Origin of the sequence: Cupriavidus necator A5-1 (assembly GCF_000744095.1) — a bacterium.
Classification (GTDB): Bacteria; Pseudomonadota; Gammaproteobacteria; order Burkholderiales; family Burkholderiaceae; genus Cupriavidus; species Cupriavidus necator_A.
The window spans coordinates 3,418,685-3,441,694 of the sequence record NZ_JQLI01000008.1 but is presented as its reverse complement, the minus strand read 5'-3'; the positions used below and the strand labels follow the sequence as shown (position 1 = coordinate 3,441,694).

At 66.9% G+C, this 23,010-nt stretch carries 24 protein-coding genes and 1 tRNA gene; 14 read left to right on the top strand and 11 right to left on the bottom strand.

What is annotated here, in order from left to right:
* Positions 1–89: 89 nt before the first annotated feature.
* From K307_RS39995 to K307_RS39980, 4 genes are all read right to left on the bottom strand, one after another.
* A complete protein-coding gene (locus tag K307_RS39995; RefSeq protein ID WP_042886561.1) occupies positions 90–644 on the bottom strand; it encodes a TIGR00645 family protein in 555 nt (184 codons plus the stop codon).
* 99 nt (positions 645–743) lie between these two features.
* Positions 744–2,285: an RNA-guided endonuclease InsQ/TnpB family protein gene (locus K307_RS39990; RefSeq protein WP_051975399.1), complete on the bottom strand. Its 1,542-nt coding sequence runs from the start codon at positions 2,283–2,285 to the stop codon at positions 744–746.
* Positions 2,266–2,907, bottom strand: coding sequence for an IS607 family transposase (locus K307_RS39985; RefSeq protein WP_042886560.1), 642 nt, complete (start codon positions 2,905–2,907; stop codon positions 2,266–2,268). The genes K307_RS39990 and K307_RS39985 overlap by 20 nt, the downstream gene beginning before the upstream one ends.
* Positions 2,908–2,974: 67 nt before the next feature.
* Positions 2,975–3,946 carry a DMT family transporter gene (locus K307_RS39980; protein ID WP_042886559.1) on the bottom strand — a complete coding sequence of 324 codons (972 nt, stop codon included), beginning with the start codon at positions 3,944–3,946 and terminating at the stop codon, positions 2,975–2,977.
* Positions 3,947–4,251: 305 nt separating this feature from the next.
* On the opposite strand from K307_RS39980, the gene acs reads away from it, so the two are divergent.
* From acs to K307_RS39955, 5 genes are all read left to right on the top strand, one after another.
* On the top strand, positions 4,252–6,234 hold the full coding sequence (gene acs, locus K307_RS39975) for an acetate--CoA ligase (RefSeq protein WP_042886558.1): 1,983 nt from the start codon (positions 4,252–4,254) through the stop codon (positions 6,232–6,234).
* Positions 6,235–6,332: 98 nt separating this feature from the next.
* Positions 6,333–8,384 carry a sodium:solute symporter family protein gene (locus tag K307_RS39970; protein ID WP_042886556.1) on the top strand — a complete coding sequence of 684 codons (2,052 nt, stop codon included), beginning with the start codon at positions 6,333–6,335 and terminating at the stop codon, positions 8,382–8,384.
* An 89-nt stretch (positions 8,385–8,473) separates the two neighbouring features.
* Positions 8,474–8,564: transfer RNA gene (locus K307_RS39965), tRNA-Ser, on the top strand.
* A gap of 182 nt (positions 8,565–8,746) precedes the next feature.
* Entirely contained in the window at positions 8,747–9,595 is an 849-nt protein-coding gene (locus K307_RS39960; protein WP_042886555.1) for a D-amino acid aminotransferase, read from the top strand.
* A 53-nt stretch (positions 9,596–9,648) separates the two neighbouring features.
* Positions 9,649–9,924, top strand: coding sequence for a hypothetical protein (locus K307_RS39955; RefSeq protein ID WP_042886554.1), 276 nt, complete (start codon positions 9,649–9,651; stop codon positions 9,922–9,924).
* 80 nt (positions 9,925–10,004) lie between these two features.
* Here the strand turns inward: K307_RS39955 and K307_RS39950 are convergent, their stop codons facing one another.
* On the bottom strand, positions 10,005–11,270 hold the full coding sequence (locus K307_RS39950; protein ID WP_042886553.1) for a diguanylate cyclase domain-containing protein: 1,266 nt from the start codon (positions 11,268–11,270) through the stop codon (positions 10,005–10,007).
* On the bottom strand, positions 11,267–11,866 hold the full coding sequence (locus K307_RS39945) for a YfiR family protein (protein ID WP_042886552.1): 600 nt from the start codon (positions 11,864–11,866) through the stop codon (positions 11,267–11,269). Before K307_RS39945 ends, K307_RS39950 begins: the two co-directional genes overlap by 4 nt.
* Before the next feature lie 310 nt (positions 11,867–12,176).
* Between K307_RS39945 and K307_RS39940 the strand changes: the two genes are divergently transcribed.
* From K307_RS39940 to K307_RS39915, 6 genes are all read left to right on the top strand, one after another.
* Complete coding sequence (locus K307_RS39940; RefSeq protein ID WP_042886551.1) at positions 12,177–12,638, top strand: CopD family protein; 462 nt, start codon at positions 12,177–12,179, stop codon at positions 12,636–12,638.
* A gap of 55 nt (positions 12,639–12,693) precedes the next feature.
* Positions 12,694–13,098, top strand: coding sequence for a lysozyme inhibitor LprI family protein (locus tag K307_RS39935; RefSeq protein ID WP_042886550.1), 405 nt, complete (start codon positions 12,694–12,696; stop codon positions 13,096–13,098).
* An 83-nt stretch (positions 13,099–13,181) separates the two neighbouring features.
* Positions 13,182–13,385, top strand: a complete 204-nt coding sequence (locus K307_RS39930; RefSeq protein WP_022535883.1) for a hypothetical protein — start codon at positions 13,182–13,184, stop codon at positions 13,383–13,385.
* A gap of 129 nt (positions 13,386–13,514) precedes the next feature.
* On the top strand, positions 13,515–13,931 hold the full coding sequence (locus tag K307_RS39925) for a YXWGXW repeat-containing protein (protein ID WP_042886549.1): 417 nt from the start codon (positions 13,515–13,517) through the stop codon (positions 13,929–13,931).
* 112 nt (positions 13,932–14,043) lie between these two features.
* Positions 14,044–14,268, top strand: a complete 225-nt coding sequence (locus K307_RS39920; RefSeq protein ID WP_042886548.1) for a hypothetical protein — start codon at positions 14,044–14,046, stop codon at positions 14,266–14,268.
* Positions 14,269–14,277: 9 nt separating this feature from the next.
* Positions 14,278–14,628 (top strand): hypothetical protein, encoded by a 351-nt coding sequence (locus K307_RS39915; RefSeq protein ID WP_051975398.1) that lies wholly within the window; start codon positions 14,278–14,280, stop codon positions 14,626–14,628.
* Positions 14,629–14,689: 61 nt separating this feature from the next.
* Here the strand turns inward: K307_RS39915 and K307_RS39910 are convergent, their stop codons facing one another.
* From K307_RS39910 to glpK, 4 genes are all read right to left on the bottom strand, one after another.
* Entirely contained in the window at positions 14,690–15,070 is a 381-nt protein-coding gene (locus K307_RS39910; RefSeq protein ID WP_042886547.1) for a hypothetical protein, read from the bottom strand.
* 83 nt (positions 15,071–15,153) lie between these two features.
* The gene (locus tag K307_RS39905) at positions 15,154–15,531 is read right to left on the bottom strand and encodes an MliC family protein (RefSeq protein ID WP_042886546.1); all 378 of its coding nucleotides are present in this window, start codon (positions 15,529–15,531) and stop codon (positions 15,154–15,156) included.
* Between the two features lie 78 nt (positions 15,532–15,609).
* The gene (locus tag K307_RS39900) at positions 15,610–17,214 is read right to left on the bottom strand and encodes a glycerol-3-phosphate dehydrogenase/oxidase (RefSeq protein WP_042886545.1); all 1,605 of its coding nucleotides are present in this window, start codon (positions 17,212–17,214) and stop codon (positions 15,610–15,612) included.
* A 63-nt stretch (positions 17,215–17,277) separates the two neighbouring features.
* The gene (gene glpK, locus K307_RS39895; RefSeq protein ID WP_042886544.1) at positions 17,278–18,858 is read right to left on the bottom strand and encodes a glycerol kinase GlpK; all 1,581 of its coding nucleotides are present in this window, start codon (positions 18,856–18,858) and stop codon (positions 17,278–17,280) included.
* Between the two features lie 65 nt (positions 18,859–18,923).
* On the opposite strand from glpK, the gene K307_RS39890 reads away from it, so the two are divergent.
* Entirely contained in the window at positions 18,924–19,808 is an 885-nt protein-coding gene (locus K307_RS39890) for a DUF4743 domain-containing protein (protein ID WP_419187210.1), read from the top strand.
* 87 nt (positions 19,809–19,895) lie between these two features.
* Positions 19,896–20,762 (top strand): formyltetrahydrofolate deformylase, encoded by an 867-nt coding sequence (gene purU, locus K307_RS39885; protein WP_042886542.1) that lies wholly within the window; start codon positions 19,896–19,898, stop codon positions 20,760–20,762.
* 175 nt (positions 20,763–20,937) lie between these two features.
* Here the strand turns inward: purU and K307_RS39880 are convergent, their stop codons facing one another.
* Positions 20,938–21,708, bottom strand: coding sequence for a DeoR/GlpR family DNA-binding transcription regulator (locus K307_RS39880; RefSeq protein WP_042886541.1), 771 nt, complete (start codon positions 21,706–21,708; stop codon positions 20,938–20,940).
* A gap of 159 nt (positions 21,709–21,867) precedes the next feature.
* On the opposite strand from K307_RS39880, the gene K307_RS39875 reads away from it, so the two are divergent.
* Positions 21,868–23,010, top strand: a complete 1,143-nt coding sequence (locus tag K307_RS39875) for an ABC transporter ATP-binding protein (RefSeq protein ID WP_042886540.1) — start codon at positions 21,868–21,870, stop codon at positions 23,008–23,010.

Sequence of the window (23,010 nt, the reverse complement as noted above, 5' to 3'; positions counted from 1 at the left end):
CTACATGCATGGATGTGGCGCTAGCGCCTCAAAACAAAAACCGCGGCACATGGCCGCGGTCCTGTGTGAAGCCAACGCTCACCGTCGTCTCAATGTGTTCCTGACTTCGCATGGGTGCCGGCGGGGTGCGACACCATCCGGTCAACCCAGGCCATTGCCAGTGCAGAGGCGAGGAAGGCAACGTGGATCGCCACCTGCCACATGATGGTGTGGGTGGTGCGCTGCTCCGCATCGATAAAGGTCTTCAGCAGGTGGATCGACGAAATCCCGATCAGCGCCATCGACAGCTTGACCTTGAGCACGCCGGCGTTGACGTGGTCCAGCCACTCCGGCTCGTCCGGGTGGTTGTCGATGCCCAGGCGCGACACGAAGGTCTCGTAGCCGCCCACGATCACCATGATCAGCAGGTTGGAGATCATCACCACGTCGATCAGGCCCAGCACCACCAGCATGATCTTGTTCTCGTCGAACTCGGTCACATGCGCCAGCAGGTGCCAGACTTCGATCAGGAAGTGGTAGACATAGACGCCCTGGGCCACGATCAGGCCGAGGTAAAGCGGCAGCTGCAGCCAGCGCGACGCGAAGATGATGCTCGGGATCGGCCGCAGCGTCGACTGCGGCTTGGTGATGGGATTGGATGCCATGGGCGGTGCGGTGTCGGCGAGTTGAAAGTCGGCGGGGATTGTACCAAGCGCCGATGGCACGACTGTGTTACCGACCGTAACGTTGCCGCTCATCCAAATCTAAGCAAGCCTACGCATCGCTGATGGCGACGTCTTTGCAGATTTGGACGCGCGGTCACCAACCCGAGCGCGCGGTAACGCGCGCATTCGCTGCCGGTACTCCGGCAGGCGCATTGAATTCACATTGGCGCCCCCTCTCGGGACTCCCGTCCATCCTTGCGGATGGAATCGCCAATCACACCGCCCGATAATCTGAACGGGGCCCGAGCAGGGCAGATGGGAGCAGTCCACAGCCTCGCCGACTTGCGTCAGCAGCCGCCGCAGACCGTTTTGACAGGCATTCTCGTCGCGCAGGTGGCAGGTGCCGCAGCCCGGGCAATCCCACTCCCGAATTGCGGGCGCTATCCCGCCCTCGACAACGTGACCACACGCATGGCATGTTCGCGTGGTGCCGGTTTCATCCAGCACCAGCGCATGCTTTCTGGAGCGCGTCGCGACCCACGAGAGAATGTCCTTGAATGCACCGTGCATCGTTCTGTTTCTTACCGCGCGGTTGTATTTGCGGCCCTTGCCGTGGTTGGTGTTCTCCGGCACGTAGTTGCCGATCCCAATCACGTCGTAGTGCCTGCAGAGCTGGTTCGCCAGCGAATACATGAAGTGCTTTTTCTGTTCTCGCACTTTGGTTTGCATTCGCTCCACAGCGTCGTCCAAACCCTTCCAGCGGCGACTGGGACGCCAATGCGTCGACACCGTGCCATCGCCGTGGACGGTATCTACCCACAGCGACTTTGCTATGCACCGGTCACGCAGACTCGTTAGCCGATCGAGAATGCGCTCCGACTCCTTCAACTTCTCAAGATTGGACAATTCGAAGGCGCGCCCCTCAGTATCCAGAGCGTAGCCAAAGTTCTTCAGGTTCGGATCGATGTAGACCACGCGCGTGCCGCGTTGCCTGGCCTTCTTCTGCCCCTTGAACGTGAACACAGCGAAATAGCGGTCGCGGCCCTCGCGGACGATCCGGCAAGTGCGAGCGCTCGCGATCTCCTTGGGTGTCTTCTCCATCTTCAGGCGCAGCGACAGCCGCTGTCCTTGCGCGTTCGCGCCGAACGATAGGTTGAGCCAACCGAACTGGGAAACATTCCAGCCTTTGCCTGGCTCGTCGTATTCCAGGCTCAACCAGTGCTTGGCCCATGCCTTGTACTTGACCCAGCCCACGTCTGGGCCGCAGCGCTGTCCATTCTTCGACTTTCGATGCGAGGCAATGGCCTTGGCCATGCGCAGCGCGACATTCTTCAGCGGTGAAGAAAACACGCAGCGCAAGAACGGATGACGCTCCTTGAGCGGCGGCACGAGGTTGCGAAGCCCGATCTCGGAATAGACCTCCGACAGGAGCTTCTTGGTTCGCGCCTCATCAAGATAGCCATAGCCGCCGAGGATGGACAACTCCGCCATGCGCGTCTCGACTTCGTCCTTGAGTCGATTCCATAGCCAGTTGCAGATTTTGGATTGCCCGTCGAGCTTGCCCGCAGCATCAGCGTCCACCACCAGACGGACCTTCCTCGCGAACTGGATAGTGGTGGGATCAGCCCTCTTGAATGGCATCTGCAGCCTCTTTCAGGGCTTTCATGGCGTGACGATTCTCGTGGGAACGGCTGCCATAGAGGCGCGCCGAAAAGACGCTAATGATCTCAAGCACGTCGCAGGCAAGATCCTCCTCATACGTCGAATCGCCTTTGGCATTGATGATGACGACTTCCGTTCCGAATTGCTCGCACAGAGCAAAAACGAGCTCTGCACCAAATCGCAAGAGCCGGTCCTTGTGTGTGATGACAAGCCGATCAACGCCTCCGGCACAGATACGTTTGAGCAGTTGCTTGAGGCCCTTCATCTCATAGTTCATGCCGGAGCCGAGTTCCCGGATGAGTTCGAAGGGCCATCCCTTCGCAGCGCAGAACGACTCCAGCACCTGGCACTGACGCTCCAGATCGGCCTTCTGGTCGTGGCTGGAAACGCGCGCATAGGCGAGCGTAGTACGCCCGCGCTCTGCTTCCTCGACCTTCTTGCCGGCCAACTCCATTAGAGCGGTCAAATTATAGCGACGATGACCACCCGGAGTCCGATCGGCGGAGATCTTCCCGTCGAGCTCCCATCGGCGAAGCGTGCCAGGGTGGATGCCCAGCATCGCGCACGCCTCCTTCATCGTAACTTTAGCAAGTATGCTCATGGGTGATAATAATTGCACACCTATAAGCAGTTTACAAGGGGCTGCTCACTTGCCCCGCCGGCGTGGCTCAGCCCGCCGCGCCGGGATCCGCGCTGGCCGGCTTGCCGCGCAGGGCGCTGCGAGTGATCCGGCCCGGCCAGCTCGCCAGTACGATCCCGGCCAGCACGCACGCCAGCGCCACGCCGTGCGGCCAGCCCGGCTTCTCGCCCAAAAAAACGATGCCGTAGGTGGCCGCTGCCACCGGCAGCACCGAGGTGAACACGCCCGCCACTTGCCCCGGCACATGCCGGATGCCCTTCATCCAAAACCAGAACGAGAACACGCTGGCGGACAGCGCGTACCAAAGCAGCATCAGCCAGGTCTGCGTGGGCACCGTCGACGCATCGAAGGTCAGCAGCGGCACCAGTCCCAGCGGCAGCATCAGCAGCCCGCCGATCAGGTGCGTATAGGCGCAAATCTCGATCGCGGCCAGCGTCTGCGTGAGCCGGCGCGACAGGATCACGTAGATCGATTCGCACACCACCGCGCCCAGGATCATCAGGTTGCCCAGCCACGCCTGGCTGCCGCTGCCGGCGCCATGCGAGTCGCCGCGGGCGATATTGAGCACCGCGATACCGGCCACCGCCAGCAGCACGGACGCCACCGTGCGCCGCGACAGCCGCTCGCGCAGCAGTAGCCAGGACAGGATCGCCACTGTGGCGGGGATGGTGCTGGTGATCACGCCAGCGGCCATGGCGCTGGTCAGCCGCACGCCGTTGAGCATCAGAAGCGTAAACAGGAAGGTGCCGAAGAACGCCTGCAGGAACAGGTTCAGCCATTCGCCGCGGGAGACCCGGCGCATGCGCGCCGGCCGGTACCACGGCGCCAGGCAGACGATGGCGACGACAAAGCGCAGCAGCGCGAACAGCAGCACCGGCACATGCGCGATGATCGATTTGCCCAGTCCGACATTGCTGCCGACCAGCGCCATCGAGGCGATCAGGAAGAGGGCGTAGGCGGGGGTGTAAGCGGGGGTCTGGACGGGAGGGGTGGCGGACACAGGTACTGCCTCGGTCGTCCGGCGGGCGGGCCGGCGCGTGGCACGGCGGGCTGGTGGCCGGGGGAGCGCGGCAAGGGTCGCCGCCGCGTTCAGGTATAGGGCTCGCGGCATTATAGCTGTGCTAGCCTAATGGAGAAGGCCGCACTTTCGCCCCCGATGGCTGGACTGTTCCCGCTGCGTTGCAGCATACGCGCCGGGAGCCGGCCCTGACCGTACCGCGGGCGCGCAGCCGCCGACCGTCAGGTTTCAGTAAGGCGTCGGGCGTAACGTGGCAGCTAAAGCCATTCCAAAATCAGGAGACATCCATGTCCGCCATCGAATCGGTGATGCACGAGCACCGCGTCTTCAACCCGCCCGAGGCATTGGCCAGCCAAGCCGCGATCCCCAGCATGGAGGCCTACCAGGCGCTGTGCGACGAAGCCGAGCGCGACTATGAGGGCTTCTGGGCCCGCCACGCGCGCGAACTGCTGCACTGGAACAAGCCCTTCACCAAGGTGCTGGACGAGAGCAACGCGCCGTTCTACAAGTGGTTCGAGGACGGTGAGCTCAACGCGTCGTACAACTGCCTGGACCGCAACCTGCAGAACGGCAATGCCGACAAGGTCGCGATCGTGTTCGAGGCCGACGACGGCACCGTCAGCCGCGTGACCTACCGCGAGCTGCATGGCAAGGTGTGCCGCTTCGCCAACGGCCTGAAGTCGCTTGGCATCAAGAAGGGCGACCGTGTCGTGATCTATATGCCGATGTCGGTCGAGGGCGTGGTCGCGATGCAGGCCTGCGCGCGCTTGGGCGCCACGCACTCGGTGGTGTTCGGCGGTTTCTCGGCCAAGTCGCTGCAGGAGCGGCTGGTCGACGTCGGCGCGGTGGCGCTGATCACCGCCGACGAGCAGATGCGCGGCGGCAAGGCGCTGCCGCTGAAGGCCATCGCCGATGACGCACTGGCGCTGGGCAGCTGCGAGGCCGTCGAGCACGTGGTGGTCTATCGCCGCACCGGCGGCAACGTGCCCTGGACCGAAGGCCGCGACCTCTGGATGGAAGACGTCAGCGCCGGCCAGCCGGACACTTGCGAAGCCGAGCCGGTGAGCGCCGAGCATCCGCTGTTCGTGCTCTACACCTCCGGCTCCACCGGCAAGCCCAAGGGCGTGCAGCACAGCACCGGCGGCTACCTGCTGTGGGCGCTGATGACGATGAAGTGGACCTTCGACATCAAGCCCGACGACCTGTTCTGGTGTACCGCCGACATCGGCTGGGTCACCGGCCATACCTATATCGCCTACGGCCCGCTGGCCGCTGGCGCCACCCAGGTGGTGTTCGAAGGCGTGCCCACGTACCCCAACGCCGGCCGCTTCTGGGACATGATCGCGCGCCACAAGGTCAGCATCTTCTACACCGCGCCGACCGCGATCCGCTCGCTGATCAAGGCCGCCGAGGCCGACGAAAAGATCCATCCGAAGCAATACGACCTGTCCAGCCTGCGCCTGCTCGGCACCGTGGGCGAGCCGATCAACCCGGAAGCCTGGATGTGGTACTACAAGAACATCGGCAACGAGCGCTGCCCGATCGTCGATACCTTCTGGCAGACCGAAACCGGCGGCCACATGATCACGCCGCTGCCGGGCGCGACGCCGCTGGTGCCGGGCTCGTGCACGCTGCCGCTGCCGGGCATCATGGCCGCCATCGTCGACGAGACCGGCCATGACCTGCCCAACGGCAACGGCGGCATCCTGGTGGTCAAGCGCCCGTGGCCGGCGATGATCCGCACCATCTGGGGCGATCCGGAACGGTTCAAGAAGAGCTACTTCCCCGAGGAACTGGGCGGCAATCTCTACCTGGCCGGCGACGGCTCGATCCGCGACAAGGACACCGGCTACTTCACCATCATGGGCCGCATCGACGACGTGCTGAACGTGTCGGGCCACCGCATGGGCACGATGGAGATCGAGTCGGCGCTGGTGGCCAATTCGCTGGTGGCCGAAGCCGCGGTGGTGGGCCGCCCGGACGACATGACCGGCGAAGCCATCTGCGCCTTCGTCGTGCTCAAGCGCGCGCGTCCGACCGGCGAAGAGGCCGTGAAGATCGCCACCGAGCTGCGCAACTGGGTCGGCAAGGAAATCGGCCCGATCGCCAAGCCCAAGGACATCCGCTTTGGTGACAACCTGCCCAAGACGCGCTCGGGCAAGATCATGCGGCGCCTGCTGCGGTCGCTGGCCAAGGGTGAGGAAATCACGCAGGACACCTCGACGCTGGAGAACCCGGCGATCCTGGAGCAGCTCAAGCAGGCGCAGTAATCCCGTAGCCGTGCATCTGCCGCCGAACCCGCCGCCGCGTTTCCGCGCGCCGGCGGGTTTGTTACGATAGCGCCCCACCGACCACGGACCGCCGCCCCATGCCCGATGCCCAGTCGCGCTTTCGCCGTCGGCTGCTGCTGTACTACGGCCTGTTCACGCTAGGGTTGTTCGGCTTCGTCGCCATGATGGGGCTGCTGGAGCGCTCCAATGCCGATGCGCTGTGGCTCGGCTATGTCTTCCTGTTTGTCACAATCGCGATCTATGCATGCATCGGGCTGATCTGCCGCACCTCGGACCTGAACGAGTACTACGTCGCGTCGCGGCGCGTGCCGGCCATGTTCAACGGCATGGCAATCGCGGCTGACTGGATGAGCGCCGCGTCTTTTATCGGCCTGGCCGGCATCCTGTTCTCCTCCGGCTATGAAGGCCTGGCCTACGTGATGGGCTGGACCGGCGGTTACTGCCTGGTGGCCTTCCTGCTGGCGCCATACCTGCGCAAGTACGGCGGCTATACCATCCCCGATTTCCTTGCCGCGCGCTACGGCAACGGCAAGCCCGGCGGCAACCTGCCGGTGCGCGCCATCGCCGTGCTGGCGGCCTCGCTGTGTTCGTTCGTCTACCTGGTGGCGCAGATCCAGGGCGTGGGCCTGGTGGTGACGCGCTTTATCGGCGTGGAGTTTGCCGTCGGCATCTTCTTCGGGCTGGCCGGCATCCTGGTCTGCTCGTTCCTCGGTGGCATGCGCGCGGTCACGTGGACCCAGGTGGCGCAGTACATCATGATGATCGCCGCCTTCCTGGTCACGGTGTCGATGATCGCGTGGAAGCACCACCAGGAACCGCTGCCTCAGCTGAGCTACGGCACGCTGCTGGCGCAGCTCGACGCGCGCGAGCAGCAACTCGAACGCGAGCCCGCCGAGCAGGCCGTGCGCGAGTACTACAAGCAGCAGGCGATCCTGCTGCAGGAACGCATCGCCCGGCTGCCGGATTCCTTCACGCAGGAGCGCGACGCTCTCGACGCGCGCCTGCAGGACCTGCGCGCGCGCAACGCCCCGCTGCGGGAGATCAAGGCACAGGAGCGGGAGCGGCTGGAGTTCCCACGCGATGCGGGTTCCGCGCAGCAGCAGTGGAACCAGCAGCGCGAAGATGCGCTGGCGCGCAGCCGCCATTCGCTGTCGTCCACCGAGCCTTATCCCGCGGAGTCGGAGCAGGAGCGCAAGACGAAGCGGCTCAATTTCGTGCTGCTGGTGTTCTGCCTGATGGTCGGCACCGCCAGCCTGCCGCATATCCTGACGCGGCTCTACACCACGCCCTCGGTCAAGGAAACGCGCAACTCCGTAGCCTGGGCGGTGTTCTGCATCGCCTTGCTCTACGTGTCCGCGCCCACGCTGGCGGCGCTGGTCAAGTACGAGTTCTTCACGCACCTGGTCGGCACCTCGTATGCCGAGCTGCCGCAGTGGGTGGTGCAATGGCGCAAGGTCGACCCGCCGGTATTCGGCATCCGCGACGTCAACGGCGATGGCATCGTGCAGTGGGCCGAAATCCTGCTGCAGCCCGACATGATCGTGCTCGCCGCCCCGGAAATCGCCGGGCTGCCGTACGTGATCTCCGGTCTGATCGCGGCCGGGGCGCTGGCGGCGGCGCTGTCCACCGCCGACGGGCTGCTGCTGACGATCGCCAATGCGCTGTCGCATGACGTCTTCTATCACATGGTCGACAGGCAGGCGAGCCATCAGCGGCGGGTGACGACCGCCAAGATCGTGCTGCTGGGCGTGGCGCTGTTTGCCTCTTACGTCACCTCGCTGCGGCCGGGCAATATCCTGTTCCTGGTGGGCGCGGCCTTCTCGCTGGCCGCATCCAGCTTTTTCCCGGTGCTGGTGCTCGGCATCTTCTGGCGCCGCACCACCGCCGCCGGCGCCGTGGCCGGCATGGCTGCCGGGCTGGCCGTGGCGGTGTACTACATCTTTGTCAACTATCCGTTCTTCACGAAGATGACCGGCATTTTCGGCAACCGCTGGTTCGGCGTGGACCCGATCGCCTCCGGCGCCTTTGGCGTGCCCGCGGGGTTTGCCGTGGCCATCATCGTCAGCCTGATGTCGCCGCGCAATGCGCCGGTGATCGACCGGCTGGTGACCTACCTGCGCAAGGGGTAGGGCAGGCAAGGGGTAGGGCAGGGTAAGGCGAGATTCCGCGACGAAGCACTGGATTCGTGCGACGACTCTGCTATAATCGCGGACTTCCCGGAGAGATGGATGAGTGGTTTAAGTCGCACGCCTGGAAAGCGTGTATGGGTTAATAGCCCATCGGGGGTTCGAATCCCCCTCTCTCCGCCAGATTTCAGACAAGACCCGCACGGCGCAAGCCCTGCGGGTTTTTGTTTGCTTTACGGGTTTGTGTGCCCCATGGATTCGCGCGCCGTGGACCGCCGCCCCGTCATGCGAATCTTGCATAAGCCCCCGGGGAGTGGTGTGGAACAATCACTTCATTCCCCCCATTTCTTCCGTTCACTCCCACCATGACCGACCCCGTCGTCCACCTCAACGGCACCCTGACCCCGCTTTCCGAAGCCCGCATCCCTGTCCTCGACCGCGGCTTCATCTTCGGCGACGGTATCTACGAAGTCATCCCGTACTACGGCGGCAAGCCGTTCCGCGGCGCACAGCACCTGGCGCGGCTGCATCGCAGCCTGGAGGCCATTGGGATTCCCGATCCGCACAGTGCAGGTCAGTGGATGGAACTGATCGGCGAGGTGGTGGAGGCCAACGGCATGTCAGACCAGATGGTCTACATCCAGGTGACGCGCGGCGTGGCCAGGCGTGCTCATGCCTTCCCGAAGGAAGTGGTGCCGACGGTGCTGATCATGACCAACCCCATGGCATTGCCGTCGGCGCAGATGCGCGAGCACGGCGTGGCGTGCGTGACGATGGAGGACCGGCGCTGGCTGAACTGCCAGATCAAGTCGACCTCGCTGCTGGGCAACGTGCTGGCCGCGCAGCATGCGGCGGAGCATGGTGTGACCGAGGCGATCCAGTTCCGGGATGGCTGGCTGACCGAGGCGTCGTCGTCCAACGTCTGGGTGGTGCGCGACGGCCGCGTGCTGGCGCCGCCCAAGGACAATCTGATCCTGGAAGGCATCCGCTACGGCTTCATGGAAGAGATCTGCGCGGCGCTGGAGATTCCGCTGGAAGCGCGCCGGACTGCGAAGGAGGAGGTGTTTGCCGCCGATGAAGTGCTGCTGTCCTCGGCCAGCAAGGAGCTGTTGCCGGTCGTGACGATCGACGGCCGCACCATTGGCAAAGGGGTGCCGGGCCCGGTCTTTGCACGCCTCTACGCTGCCTACCAGGCGGCCAAGGCAGTCCTTTGAGCCCACCCGTACCCCCGTGCTAGGATGGCCCCGGATCCATCGAGGAGTCGGTCATGGCCAAGCGCGAGCGCGGCCGGCGTGCCCTGCAGGATGAGGTGAGCCGGCGCATCCAGGAAATCTATGAAATCGGTGAGGACGGGGCCAAGGTTCGGGTACCGGCCCCGCTGCCGCATCCCCGGGATGCCCGTGGCCGCAACTGGAATATGACCGGCTTCGGCAACGCTACTGGCTATGAGGCCAGCATCCGGGCTGTGGTGGACAAGGTGCGCGACGAGTTCGACCTGAACGAAGCGCTGGAGAACCGCGCGCCCAATCCGTTCGGGGATTGAGGGCTTCTTGTTCGACTGACACAGGCTGAGCCAGCACAGACTTCAACCGGGCAGCGCAGAACGTCCAGTCATGCGGATTCTCACAGCGTGTCGTCCAGGCGCGGCTCGGCGCTTTGCCAGATAGCGCCGGAGCGCCGCTTGGCGCCGTACATGGCGGCGTCGGCCGCATGCAGCAGCGCCTGGCTGCCTTGCGCGTGGAAGGGGAAGACGGCCAGGCCGATGCTCAGCGACGCTCGCACCGTGCTGCCGTCGGGCAGGGCGATCGGGGCGGCCATGGCCTGCAGGATATGTTCGGCGATATGGATGGCGTCGCGGGGCGCGCGCAGCGCGGCGACCAGCACCGCGAATTCGTCGCCGCCGATGCGTGCCACGGTGTCACCGGCGCGCAGGCTGGCGCGGATGCGCTGGGCCACGGCCACCAGCACCGCGTCGCCGGCGGCATGGCCGTGGTGGTCGTTGATGCGCTTGAAATCGTCGCTGTCCAGGTACAGCACCGCCGCGTACTCGTCGTTGGCGGCGGCATGGCGCACGGCGCGCTCGAGCGCCTCGACGAAGGCCGCGCGGTTGAGCAAGCCGGTCAGCGCATCGTGGTTGGCACGGTGGGCGAGCGAGCGGTTTTCGTGCTGCAGCTGGTTCTGCCAGGTCTGCAGCTCGTCGAGCAGGCCGTTGAAGTCCTCGCTGAGCGCATTGAGTTCCTCGATGCTGGCGGGCGGCGTGCGCTGCGCGAAATCGCGCTCGGAGCGCACCGCGTGTGCCACCCGCATCAGGTTGCGCAGCGGTTCGACGATCTGCACCAGCAGCCGGCTTGCCAGGTAGTGCGCGCCGACCGCGGTAAGCAGCAGGCAGCCCAGCAGGCCCAGCGCGCCCTGCAGCAGGAAGTGCAGCAGGTTGCGCGGGTCGCCGCTGACGCGCAGCACGCCGACCTGCTGCGCCTGGTGCAGGATCGGCTGGTCGACGGCGCCCATGCTCAGCCACTCGCCCAGCGCGTGGCGCAGGCCAGTCAGCTGCGGCTGGCCGGGGCGCCGCCACTCGGCCAGCATGCGGTTGTCGCGGTCGTAGACGGTGGCGCACGCGATGTCCTCGGAGGCGGCGATCACCGCGAGCGTTTCGCCGGTGGCTGCCTGGTCGTGGAAGACCACCGGCGCCTCCAGCGTATAGGCGATCGAGCGGGCCACCAGCCGCACGTTGTGGTCGGCATAGACGCGCAGCGCGGTCATGCCGAGCGCGGTAAGGGACACGCCCGCGGTGAACACGGCGATCAGCGCCACCCCCAGGTGGATGCGGCGCAGCACGCTGTAGAGGGTAGGGCGGGCCAGGGTGCCGGGCGCCGGCTTGCGCGCGCTCATGACGGCGCTCCCTTGCGGCGGCCCAGTTGCAGCACGCCGGGGTGTACATGCACGCCGCTGCGGGCCAGCGTGTCGAGGTTGACGCGGAACGAGACCTGGTTGTCGCGGATGTTCAGGCAGAACATGCTGCCCACCTCGCACTCGAAGTCTTCCTCGGTGACCACCAGCACCGGACGGCCGGTCAGCTCGGCCGACAGCCGCTTGCGCCGGGCGTCGTTCATCACGCCGACATAGAGCGCATCGCAGGCCGGGTGCAGCATGTCGGCCAAAACGTCAACCTGGCGCGTCTGCACCGGCCGCCCGCTGGCGAGCGTGCCGCCCTCCATCAGCCGCGCGGAATAGCGGCTGGCGTTGTCGACGCACAGGCGCACCGTGTCGCGCTCCACGGGCCAGCGCGCGTAGCCAAGCAGGCTGAAGACCACGCGCGCGACCAGGTCGGTGCGCTGCGGCGCGGGCTGCGCGGTCACCGCCGGCGGCAGCATCGCGGGCAGCACGGCCAGCGTCGCGGCGAGCAGGGCCGGCAGGCAGCGGCGCAGCAGCGGGCGTCGTTGCGCGCGATCGGCACGGGAAGGGGCGCTGGCTGGGGCAGGAGCCATGTCAGGGATGGGTTTGCGTTGCGGCTGAGGCGTGCTGGCTGGCTGCGGCCGCGGGGATTGTCCGGGCACGTGTTCCGGGCGGTCAGGCATTCAAAAATGACGCGCGCGGGACCAAAAACGGGCTTTGGAAGCAGCGTTTCCGTGTAGCCCGCATGCGGCGCTGGGTGTTACGGAATCTTTATCGGTTCCGGGAGGTTTTCCTGAAGTGTGGCGGCGCGAAGCGCAGGCCTTCGCCGTGGCGGACACAACACATAGAATGTGGCTTCGTTCCCCTTCATTTCCCAAACGCGCCTCGCCGCCGCATGCCGTCATGATCGCCGACCCTTTACTCCGCTTCCTGCACGTTGCCAGCGTCACCATCTGGGTGGGGGGCATGTTCTTCGCCTACCTGTGCCTGCGGCCCGTGGCCGGCAGCGTGCTGGAGCCGCCGGCGCGGCTGCGGCTGTGGCGCGGCGTGTTCGGCCGCTTCTTCCCCTGGGTCTGGGCTGCGGTGATCGTCATCGTATTGAGCGGCGTGGCGATGATGGCCGCGGTGGGCATGGCCGGTGCCCCACGCAACTGGCACCTGATGGCGGGCATCGGCATCGTCATGGCGGTGGTTTTCTGCTATGTCTGGTTCGGTCCATACCGCGTGCTGGGCCGGGCCGTGGATGCCCAGGACTGGCCGGCCGCCGGTGCCGCGCTGAACCGGGTCCGGCAGGCCGTGGGGACCAACCTGGTACTCGGGCTGGTCAATATCGCGGTGGCCACGCTGGGACGCTGGTTGGCCTGAGCGGTACCGGACGGTTCCGCCACGTTGTGTCACGCCAAGGAAAGGGAGAACCCATATGCGCGCCATCGCCTGCCTTGCCATCCTCACCCTCGCTGCGGCGTTCGCACCGGCCAGCGCCACGGAAAGCAGCGGCCTGAGCGCGGAATACGAGCGCTGCATGGCCAAGGCCGTGTCCACGGCCGACATGCTCGGCTGTACCTCGGCCGAGCTGCGGCAACAGGACACGGCGTTGAACACCGCCTACCAGGGTTTGTTGCGGCGGCTGGTCGCGCCGCGCACGGGGTTGCTGCGGGTGGCGCAGCGCGAGTGGCTGCGGTTCCGCGAGGCCAATTGCGCCTATATGGCGGATCCGGCCGGCGGCACGGCGGCGCGGGTGACGGGCGCGTCTTGCATGGCTCGGATGACGGCGGCGCGGGCGCGCGAATTGCGTGCCTACGGCGACGAGGCCGGTGCCCGGTAAGGGCGCCAGCCATGTGCTAGAGTTTCCAGCACACCTGTGCTTCGGCAATGTCCCAAGCTCGTCCTCAAGCAAGGAGATGGATCATGGCAAGTGAATCCCGGCCCAACCTGAAAGCTTTCGTGCAGACCGCGCCCCAGGCGGGGCGCTATGTGTGGATCATTGCACTGGTGGACTTCGGCGCGCAGCAGATCCGCCGCGCCATCGTTTCGGATGACACCTTTACCACGGCTGATGCCGCCCGCGTCGCGGGCGAGGCCCAGCTCAAGGCGATGGCTGAAGATCACTAGTCCGCCGCCGGCGCGCGAGACACCGTTGCGCGTCGGCGTCGTTGTGATAATCGGAAACCCTTTCTTACATTGCGCGCCAAGGCGTGCGCGCTAGACTGTGCGCATGTTCCTCCACAAGAAAGGGCTTCCATGAAACATCGCGTGCTCCGGCCTGCCAGGGCCATCCTGGTGGCGGCCGTGCTGGGCTCGGGCCTGACGTTCAGTGCCGCGTCGATGGCCCAGGTGTCGGTCAATATTGCCATCGGCGTGCCGCCACCGGCCCCGATGTATGAGGTCGTGCCCGCGCCGCGCCCGGGCTATGTCTGGCTGCCGGGCTACTGGGACTGGGACGACGGTCACCACAAGCATGCCTGGAAGAAGGGCCGCTGGGAGCGCGAGCGCCCCGGCTATGTCTATGAGTCGCCGCGGTGGATCCAGTCGCGCGACGGCTGGGTGCTGGTGCCTGGCCGCTGGGACCAGGGCGGGTACAAGGACCACAAGGATAAAGGCCACAAGGACAAGGGCTACCACTGCCCGCCTGGCCACGCCAAGAAGGGCGAGTGCTGATCCCCCCGCCGGCCGGCGCCGCAAGGTGACGCCGGCCGGTACTGCCATGCTACGATCCCCGCCATGACACCCGCGCCCGCACGGCGCATCGGTAGTGGCTCCGGAGGTAGCAATGGCAAAGCACGTCTTCACGCGCGCGCAGTATCTCGACATCCTCAATGACAGCCTGCGCAAGCATCCCGGCTGGCAGCCCGGCATGGCATTCGTGTTCCTGCCTCCCGGCGCGGATGCCAGCCAGGCCACGGCCGTGGGCTGCACCGGGCCGATGGACGCCATCGCCATCTATGCGGAAATCCAGCGGGTGGCCGCCGAACTGATCGAGGTGAGCAACGACTAGGGACCGGCCATGGCGCCGGTGCGTGCCGGGGGTGCGTACAATACCGGCCTCGACAGACTTTCGGATAACGCCGTGAAAAAAACGGACCTGGAAAAAAACAAGGGCCTGAAGATCGCCAACAGCCTGAAGCAGACTGTGGCGGGCCGGGGCGGTATCCCCGGTGGCGCCGCCGCGCGCCCGGACCGGCGCGAACAGCGCCGGCTGGATCAGGAGCAGGGCCTGGTGCCCTTTGCGTGCAAGCTGGACGGCGCGCTGGTGAAGCGCCTGCAGGCGCTTGCCGCCGAGCACCCGGGCGGCATGACCGGGGTGCTCAATGAACTGCTGGGCGGCGCGCTGCCGCCGGAGCAGGGCGAGGCCTGATTAGCGGGCGGCAGCCTCGGCCGCCGCCTGCTCGCGCCGCCTGCCCGCGCCTCCTGCAGCGTCAGTCCTCTTCTTCCTCGTCGAGGAATTCGCGGCGCAGCATCCAGTTGGCGATGGCCTCGTCGCAGATGCGCTTGAACTTCTGCTTGTCCGGCATCTTGTCGAACAGGTGGAAGTTGACCAGCGCCATGCCGGCATCGGTGATGTAGAACATCCGGCTCGGGTCGTCGTCGTGGACGATGCGGCCGTCGATGGCGTCTTCCTCGCTTTCCGCGGGCATGTCTTCAAGCTCGACGACCCGGCAGGTGAAGCGCGGGCTGCGGGTATGGGTCAGATACTCGAACTCGTCGTGCATGACCTCGCCGCCTTTGCCTGCGATAACGGCGAAGCCCCAGATAAAGCGGGGCATCGGCAGATCGGACAGATCTTCAATCTCGTCCATGGTGTTCTCCCTGATTCAATCTCCGCATTATCGCCCGGAACGCCGCTGCATCAAAAGATGATGCAGTGCGGCAGCGCCAGCCGCTAGGGTTTGGCGTGGCAGCCGCCCAGCGCGGGCGCGGCATTCTCGCCCTGCATCAGGTCGCGCAGCGTGCCTTCCTCGCCCTTGGTCCACCATTCGTAACGCCCGCCGATATAGCGCGCGCCGGACGCCGACACGGTGGTGACCGCCAGCACCGGCTTGCCGTCGAGGCGGAATACAGCCGCCTGGTTGTCGGGGCTGTTGAAGTAGCGCACCGACAGTGTCTTGCCGCCGTCGCACTGGTATTGCACCGTGCGCACGTCCTGGAAACGCACGCCGTCGATGCCGGGGGCGCGCGCGGCGTGGGCGGTGGCACAGGCGCCAACAGTTGCCAGCAGCGCGAGGTGGCGAGCGAGGGTCAGGGTCGGGCGAGTGGTCATCGGGTTGCCTTTGCGGATGGGATGCGTGCCAGGCAGGTCAGACGGGTGCCGGAGGCGGCAGTTCCGCCGGCAGCCCGCTCAGCCCAGCATGTAGCCGGCGGCAAGTGCGCGGAAGCTTTCGATCTCGCGCGCCTGCCAGGCTTCGTTCTCGCCGAGTTCCTCGGCCAGGATCGCGGCCACGGCCGGCGCCGCTGCCACGGCGGCGCGCGCGTCCAGGAACAGCGCGCGGTTGCGGCGCGCCAGCACGTCCTCGACGCGCCGGGCCAGCTCGTGCCGGGCGGCGAAGCGCACATGGGCCTCGGTCAGCCCGGACGCGGGCGCCAGCATCCGGTCGTAGCCGGGCAGGGCGCGCAGCGTTTCCAGCTCGTTGCCGTAGTAGCGGTCCGGCGAAACCGAGTCTGGCGGCGGCAGGTCCGCCGGCAGGCCCGCGGCGCCGTGCAGCGGCAGCTCGGCGGTCACGCAGGGCGCGGCGCGCACCATCTGGCGCTGGATCGCGGTCTCGATCACGTCCTCGGCCATTTTGCGGTAGGTGGTCCACTTGCCGCCGGTGACGGTGATCAGCCCCGCCCTGGACACCACGATCGTATGCTCGCGCGACAGCGATGCGGTCGACGCCTCGCCGGTGGCCTTTACCAGGGGCCGCAGGCCGGCCCAGACGCTGGTGACGTCGGCGCGGGTGGGATCCTTGGCCAGGTAGCGCGAGGCGGTCTCCAGGATGAAATCGACATCGTCGGCGCCGGCGTCCGGCTCCAGCGGCAGGTCGCGGCGCGGCGTGTCGGTGGTGCCGACGATGGTGTGGCCGTTCCACGGCACCACGAACAGCACGCGCCCGTCGTCGGTCTTGGGGATCAGGATGGCGCGCCCGCCGGGATTGAAGCTGCGCGGCAGCGTCAGGTGCACGCCCTGGCTGGGCGCGACCATGGTGCGCGCGTGGCCGTCTTCCATCTGGCGGATGGCGTCGACCCAGACTCCGGTGGCATTGATCACGCAGTCCGCGCGCAGCCGGAAGGTGGCGTCGCCCAGCACGTCCTGCACCGTGACGCCGCTGATCACGCCGCCTTGCTGGCTCAGCCCGGTCACGCGCATATAGTTGACCGCGGTGCCGCCGACGTCGAACAGCGTGCGCATCAGCGCCACCGCCAGCCGCGCATCGTCGAACTGGCCGTCGAAGTACAGGTTACCGCCGCGCAGCGGACGTCCGCCGACATGCTCGGCCAGGTTGGGCGCCGCGGCCAGCACCTCGCGGTGGTTCAGCCAGCGACTGCCGGCCAGGTTGAGGTCGCCGGCCAGCATGTCGTAGACCTTCAGGCCAATGCCGTAGAAGGGCTGGTCGAACATCTGGTAGGCCGGCACCACGAAGCCCAGCGGCCACACCAGGTGCGGGGCGTTGCGCGCCAGCAGGCCGCGCTCGTGAAGTGCCTCGCGCACCAGGCTGATATTGCCCTGGGCCAGGTAGCGCACGCCGCCATGGACCAGCTTGGTGGCCTTGCTGGAGGTGCCTTTGGCAAAATCGGCGGCTTCGACCAGCAGCGTGCGATAGCCGCGCGAGGCGGCGTCGACCGCGGTGCCGAGGCCGGTGGCGCCGCCGCCGATGACGATCACGTCCCAGCGCGGCTCGCGCTCCAGGGTTGCGAGCAGGGCGGCTCGGTCGGGGGGCTCGATCGGTGTTGTGATTCTCTGCATGACGCTTATCGGGGGTGTGTGCTGGTTGGCTGGCGTTATGGCGAAGAAGGGAAAAGGCGGCCGTCAGCCGTGGCCGCCGCCGCGGTCGACCTCGTCCTCGCGCGCCCAGTCGCGCGCGCGGTCCACGGCGCGATGCCAGCGCGCCAGCCGGTGGCCGCGCTCGTCGGCCGAAAGGTGCGGCTCGAAGCGCTGTTCCACCTGCCATTGCTGCGCGATCTGCGCGGGGTCGCTCCAGTAGCCGGTGGCCAGGCCCGCCAGGTAGGCCGCGCCCAGCGCGGTGGTCTCGGTCACGCGCGGGCGTACCACCGGGGTGCCGAGCAGGTCGGCCTGCATCTGCATCAGCAGGTCGCTGCGCGAGGCGCCGCCGTCCACGCGCAGCTCGGCCAGCGAGATGCCGGCGTCCTTCTGCATGGCCTCGAGCACGTCCACGCTCTGCAGTGCGATCGACTCCAGCGCCGCGCGCGCGATCTGCGGCCGGCCCGTGCCGCGCGTCATGCCGACCAGCGTGCCGCGCGCAAAGGCGTCCCAGTGCGGCGCGCCCAGGCCGGCAAAGGCGGGCACCAGCACCACGCCGCCGGTGTCGTCGCACTGGCGCGCCAGCGGCTCGACCTCGGGCGCGCTGTTGATGATCTTGAGCCCGTCGCGCAGCCACTGGATGGTGGCGCCGCCCATGAACACGCCGCCTTCCAGGCAATACTGGGTCTGGCCGCCGAACTGCCAGCCGATGGTGGTCAGCAGCCGGTTGTGCGAAGTCACCGGCTGCGACCCGGTGTTCATCAGCAGGAAGCAGCCGGTGCCATAGGTGTTCTTGGCCATGCCGGGCGACAGGCAGGCCTGGCCAAAGGTCGCGGCCTGCTGGTCGCCGGCGATGCCGGCAATCGGGATCTCCACGCCGAACAGCCGCGCGGAGGTCCGCGCCACCTCGCCGCTGGACGGCACCACCTCGGGCAGCAGCGCGTGCGGGATGTCGAGCAGCGCCAGCAGCGCGTCGTCCCACTCGAAGGTGTGGATGTTGAACAGCATCGTGCGCGACGCGTTGGAGGCGTCGGTGACATGGCGCGCACCGTCGGTGAGCTGCCAGATCAACCAGCTGTCGACCGTGCCGAAGGCCAGCTCGCCGCGCTGGGCGCGCTCGCGCGCGCCCTCGATGTTGTCGAGCATCCAGCGCAGCTTGGTGCCGGAGAAGTAGGCGTCGATGACCAGGCCGGTCTTTTCGCGGAACAGCTCGCCGTGGCCGGCGGCCTGCAGCGCCTCGCACATCGGCGCGGTGCGGCGGTCCTGCCAGACCAGGGCGCGCCCGACCGGCTCGCCGGTCTTGCGGTCCCACAGCACGGTGGTTTCGCGCTGGTTGGCGATGCCGATGGCGCGCACCTGCGAGGCCGAGATGCCGGCATCGGACAGCACTGCGTGCGCTACCGCCAGCTGCGACTGCCAGATTTCATACGGGTCGTGCTCGACGTGGCCGGGATGTGGGTAATATTGGCGGAACTCGCGCTGCGCCAGCCGCACCACGCTGCCGGCATGGTCGAACAGGATGGCCCGCGAGCTGCTGGTGCCCTGGTCGAGCGCCAGCACGTACTGCGACTCGGCGGACTGGGGCGGGGCGGGGCGCTGTGCCTGGGCTTGCGCTGCTGGCTGGTTCATGCGTTCAATCCTGAAAATGACAAGGCGCGCCGGCACGGCCGGCGCCTGGATTCGTGATGGCCAAAATGACTTCGATGCAGCCTGAGGACCTCGCCGGCGACGGTGCCGATGCCGGCCACGCCGCGCGGATCGCCGCGTCGCTGGCGGCGCGCAGCCGCTTCGATGCCGCCGGCAAGCTGCGCCTGATGGTGGCCGGACAGCAGGTCGGCTGGCTGCCGCGCGCGCACGCCGGCATCCTGCGCGGCATGGGCTGCATCCTCGGAGCTGAAGACGACGCTGCCGCCGTGGAGCTGCTGCCTGGTCGCAATGATTTCGACGTGCGCAGCGCCGCGCTGGAAGCGCTGGCGCACCGGCTGGCCGATGCCGGCCATGTGCGCGGCTGGCGCCATGAACTGTTCGCGGTCACCCCGGCACTCGACGCGCCCGCGGTCGCGGCGGTCGAGCGTGCGGTGGCGCGTTTTCTGGGGCTGCTGACCTTCGCCTCGCACTTGAACGGTATCGTCGATGGCCCTGGGGATGGCGGCCCGGCGCTGTGGATTTCGCGGCGCAGTCCAAGCAAGTCGGTCGACCCCGGCATGTGGGACAACCTGGTCGCCGGCGGCATGCCGCATGGCAGCGACCCGCTGGAGACGCTGGTGCGCGAATGCGAGGAAGAGTCGGACATCCCGCCCGCGCTGGCGCGGGGCGTGGAGGCCCATGGCGTGATCGAGGTGCTGCGCGACCTGCCCGAAGGGGTGCAGTGGGAGCAGGTCTACGTCTATGACCTGCTGCTCCCTCCCACTTTCACGCCGCGCAACCAGGATGGCGAGGTTAGCGAACACAGGCGCGTCGACCTGCCCGCATTGCTTGCTATCATGGCGGGCGGCGCCATGACGGTCGATGCGACACTGGTGACGCTGGATGCCCTTCGCCGGCGCGGCTGGCTCGGCGACGACGACCCTCACGCCTGAGCCGGCGCCGCGGTTTTCTTCCTCGCCGAACTCGCTGACCTGGGTTTCCCGGCCCCGCGCCGCGCCCCCCCGACAGAACAACACACCATGAGTAACACCGGATTTATCCTGACCCTTTCGTGCCCCGACCAGCCGGGCATCGTCCACGCCGTCTCGGGCCTGCTGTTCCAGCATGGCTGCAATATCGTCGATTCGGACCAGTACGGTGACGAGTACACCGGCCGCTTCTTCATGCGGGTGCACTTCATGCCGGCCGCAGGCGGACCAAACCTGGACACGCTGAAGGCCGCGTTTGCGCCGGTGGGCGACCAGTTCGGCATGCAGTGGGAGCTGAACGACGCCGCGGTCAAGCCGCGCGTGATGATCATGGTGTCCAAGATCGGCCACTGCCTGAACGACCTGCTGTTCCGCGCCAAGGTGGGCGGCCTGCCGGTCGAGATCGCGGCCATCGTCTCGAACCATCGCGACTTCTACCAGCTGGCGGCGTCGTACGACGTGCCGTTCTTCCACCTGCCTCTGATGAATGCCTCGGACGAGCAGAAGGCCGCGCAGGAAGCGCGTGTGTTCGAGGTGGTGGAAGAGCAGAAGATCGACCTGGTGGTGCTGGCCCGCTACATGCAGGTGCTGTCCGACAACCTGTGCCGCAAGCTGGCCGGGCGCGCGATCAATATCCATCACTCGTTCCTGCCCAGCTTCAAGGGCGCCAAGCCGTACTACCAGGCGCACGACCGCGGCGTGAAGCTGATCGGCGCCACCGCGCATTACGTTACCGCCGACCTGGACGAAGGCCCGATCATCGAGCAGGAGATCGAGCGCGTGGACCACAGCATGGATCCGGAGCAACTGACTGCCGTGGGCCGCGACGTGGAATGCGTGGCGCTGGCGCGAGCGGTCAAGTGGCACGCCGAACGCCGCGTTTTGCTGAACGGCCACAAGACCGTGGTGTTCAAGTAAGCATATACCTTTGTTCCTCTGCCGGTTTGGCCCCCTCTCCCGCATGCAGGAGAGGGGCCGGGGGGGAGGGCAGGCCTGTCGCAAGGCCGGGGCGCCACGCTGAGCCCCGACGTCACGGATCAACAACAGCTCCGCCCCCGCCAGCGCGGCAGCGTCAAGTCGGCTCCCGCCACGCTCACTCCCGCCCCGCCACCACACACTTCACCCCACTGTCGGCCAGGATCTGGTCGAACGGCGCCGCCAGCGGCTCGTCGGTAAAGAGCCGGTCGACCTGCGACACATGCGCCAGCTCAACCATTGCCTGGCGGTTGAACTTGCTGGCGTCCGCCGCCAGCCACACCTCGCGTGAATGCTCGATGATGGTCCGCGCCACCTTGACCTCGCGGAAGTCGTAGTCGCGCAGCGTACCGTCGGTCTCGATCCCCGAGATGCCGATCAGCCCGATATCCACCTTGAACTGCCGGATGAATTCCAGCGTGGCCTCGCCCACGATGCCGCGGTCGCGCGAGCGCAGCACGCCGCCGGCGACGATGACCTCGCAATCGGGGTTGTCGGCCAGGATGTTGGCTACGTTCAGGTTGTTGGTGATCACGCGCAGCCCGCGATGGTGCATCAGCCCGCGCGCAATCTCTTCCACCGTGGTGCCGATGTTCAGGATCAGCGAACAGCCTTCGGGCACTGCCGCCGCCACCGCGCGCGCAATGCGCACCTTGCCTTCCGCGTTGAGCACCTGCCGCTGCCGGTAGGCGATGTTCTCGGTGGTGGAGCCTTCCACCCGCACGCCGCCGTGAAAGCGCGCCAGCATGCCGTTCTCGGCCAACAAGTTGACGTCGCGGCGCACCGTCTGGAGCGTCACGCCGAACTTGCGCGCAAGTTCGTCGATGGAGGCAAAGCCCTGGCTGCGGACTTCTTCGAGCAGGGCGGTCTGGCGGGGATTAAGGGTCATGCCGGGATTCTAGTTCAAACAGAAACGAAAACAAATGATGCGGTGCACTATTGTTTTGTGTTCGTTTTTTTGCTAAAACGAGCGCAAAGCCAAGATTTGTGCGCATGCATCATGCGAAAGCTGTGATGCTTGACGCATTATCGAACATGGAGACCGCGGATGCAGCTGAGTTTGGAAGGCGTCGCACAGCAGGTGGGTTCGCAGGCGTATCTCTATCCGATGACGCTCGCGCCGGTTCCCGGCGCGGTAACCATCCTGCTGGGCGCCACGCAGGCGGGCAAGACCTCGCTGATGCGTGTGATGGCCGGGCTGGACCGTCCCAGCGCGGGCCGCGTGCTGGTGGACGGCGACGACGTGACCGGGATGGCGGTGCGCGAGCGCAACGTTTCGATGGTGTACCAGCAGTTCATCAACTACCCGTCGATGAAGGTATTCGACAACATCGCCTCGCCGTTGCGGCTGCGGCGCCGGGCCCCGGCTGCCGACATTGCCGCGCACGTGCGCGAATTGGCGACGCGGCTGCAAATCGACCATCTGCTTGACCGCTACCCGGCGGAACTCTCCGGCGGCCAGCAGCAGCGCGTGGCGCTGGCACGCGCGCTGGCCAAGGCGGCGCCGCTGATGCTGCTGGACGAGCCGCTGGTCAACCTCGACTACAAGCTGCGCGAGGAATTGCGTGAAGAGCTGGCGCAGCTGTTCGCGCACGGCGACGCCACCGTGATCTACGCCACCACCGAGCCGGGCGAGGCCCTGCTGCTGGGCGGCCATACCGCGGTGCTGGACGCCGGCGAGCTGCTGCAGTACGGCCCGACCCCCGAGGTCTTCCACTATCCCGACTCGCTGCGCGTGGCGCGCGCGTTCAATGATCCGCCGATGAACCTGGTCGAGGGCACGCTGCGGGGCGGGTGGGTCATGCTGGCCGGTGACATCTCGGTGCCGGTGCCCGGTGTGGGCGGCCATGACGGCCCGGTGACCCTGGGCGTGCGCGCCTCGGCGCTGCGGCTCGCGGGCGAGCCCGGTTCGGTGCCGGTGCCCGGGCGCGTGGCGCTGGCCGAGCTGTCCGGCTCCGATACCTTTGTCCATGCCGATACGCCGGTGGGCAACCTGGTCGCGCAGTTCGCCGGTGTGCTTGACCTGCAGTTGGGCGAGCCGATCTTGCTGCACCTGCTGCCGGAGCAGATCTACCTGTTCGACGCGGGCGGGCGCCGCATCCATGCGCCGCGCCGGCCCGGCGGGCTGGCGGTCGGCCTGCCGGGCGGCGGTGCCGCAGCCGGTGCGGCTCGTGCTGCGGCAGGGGGCTGA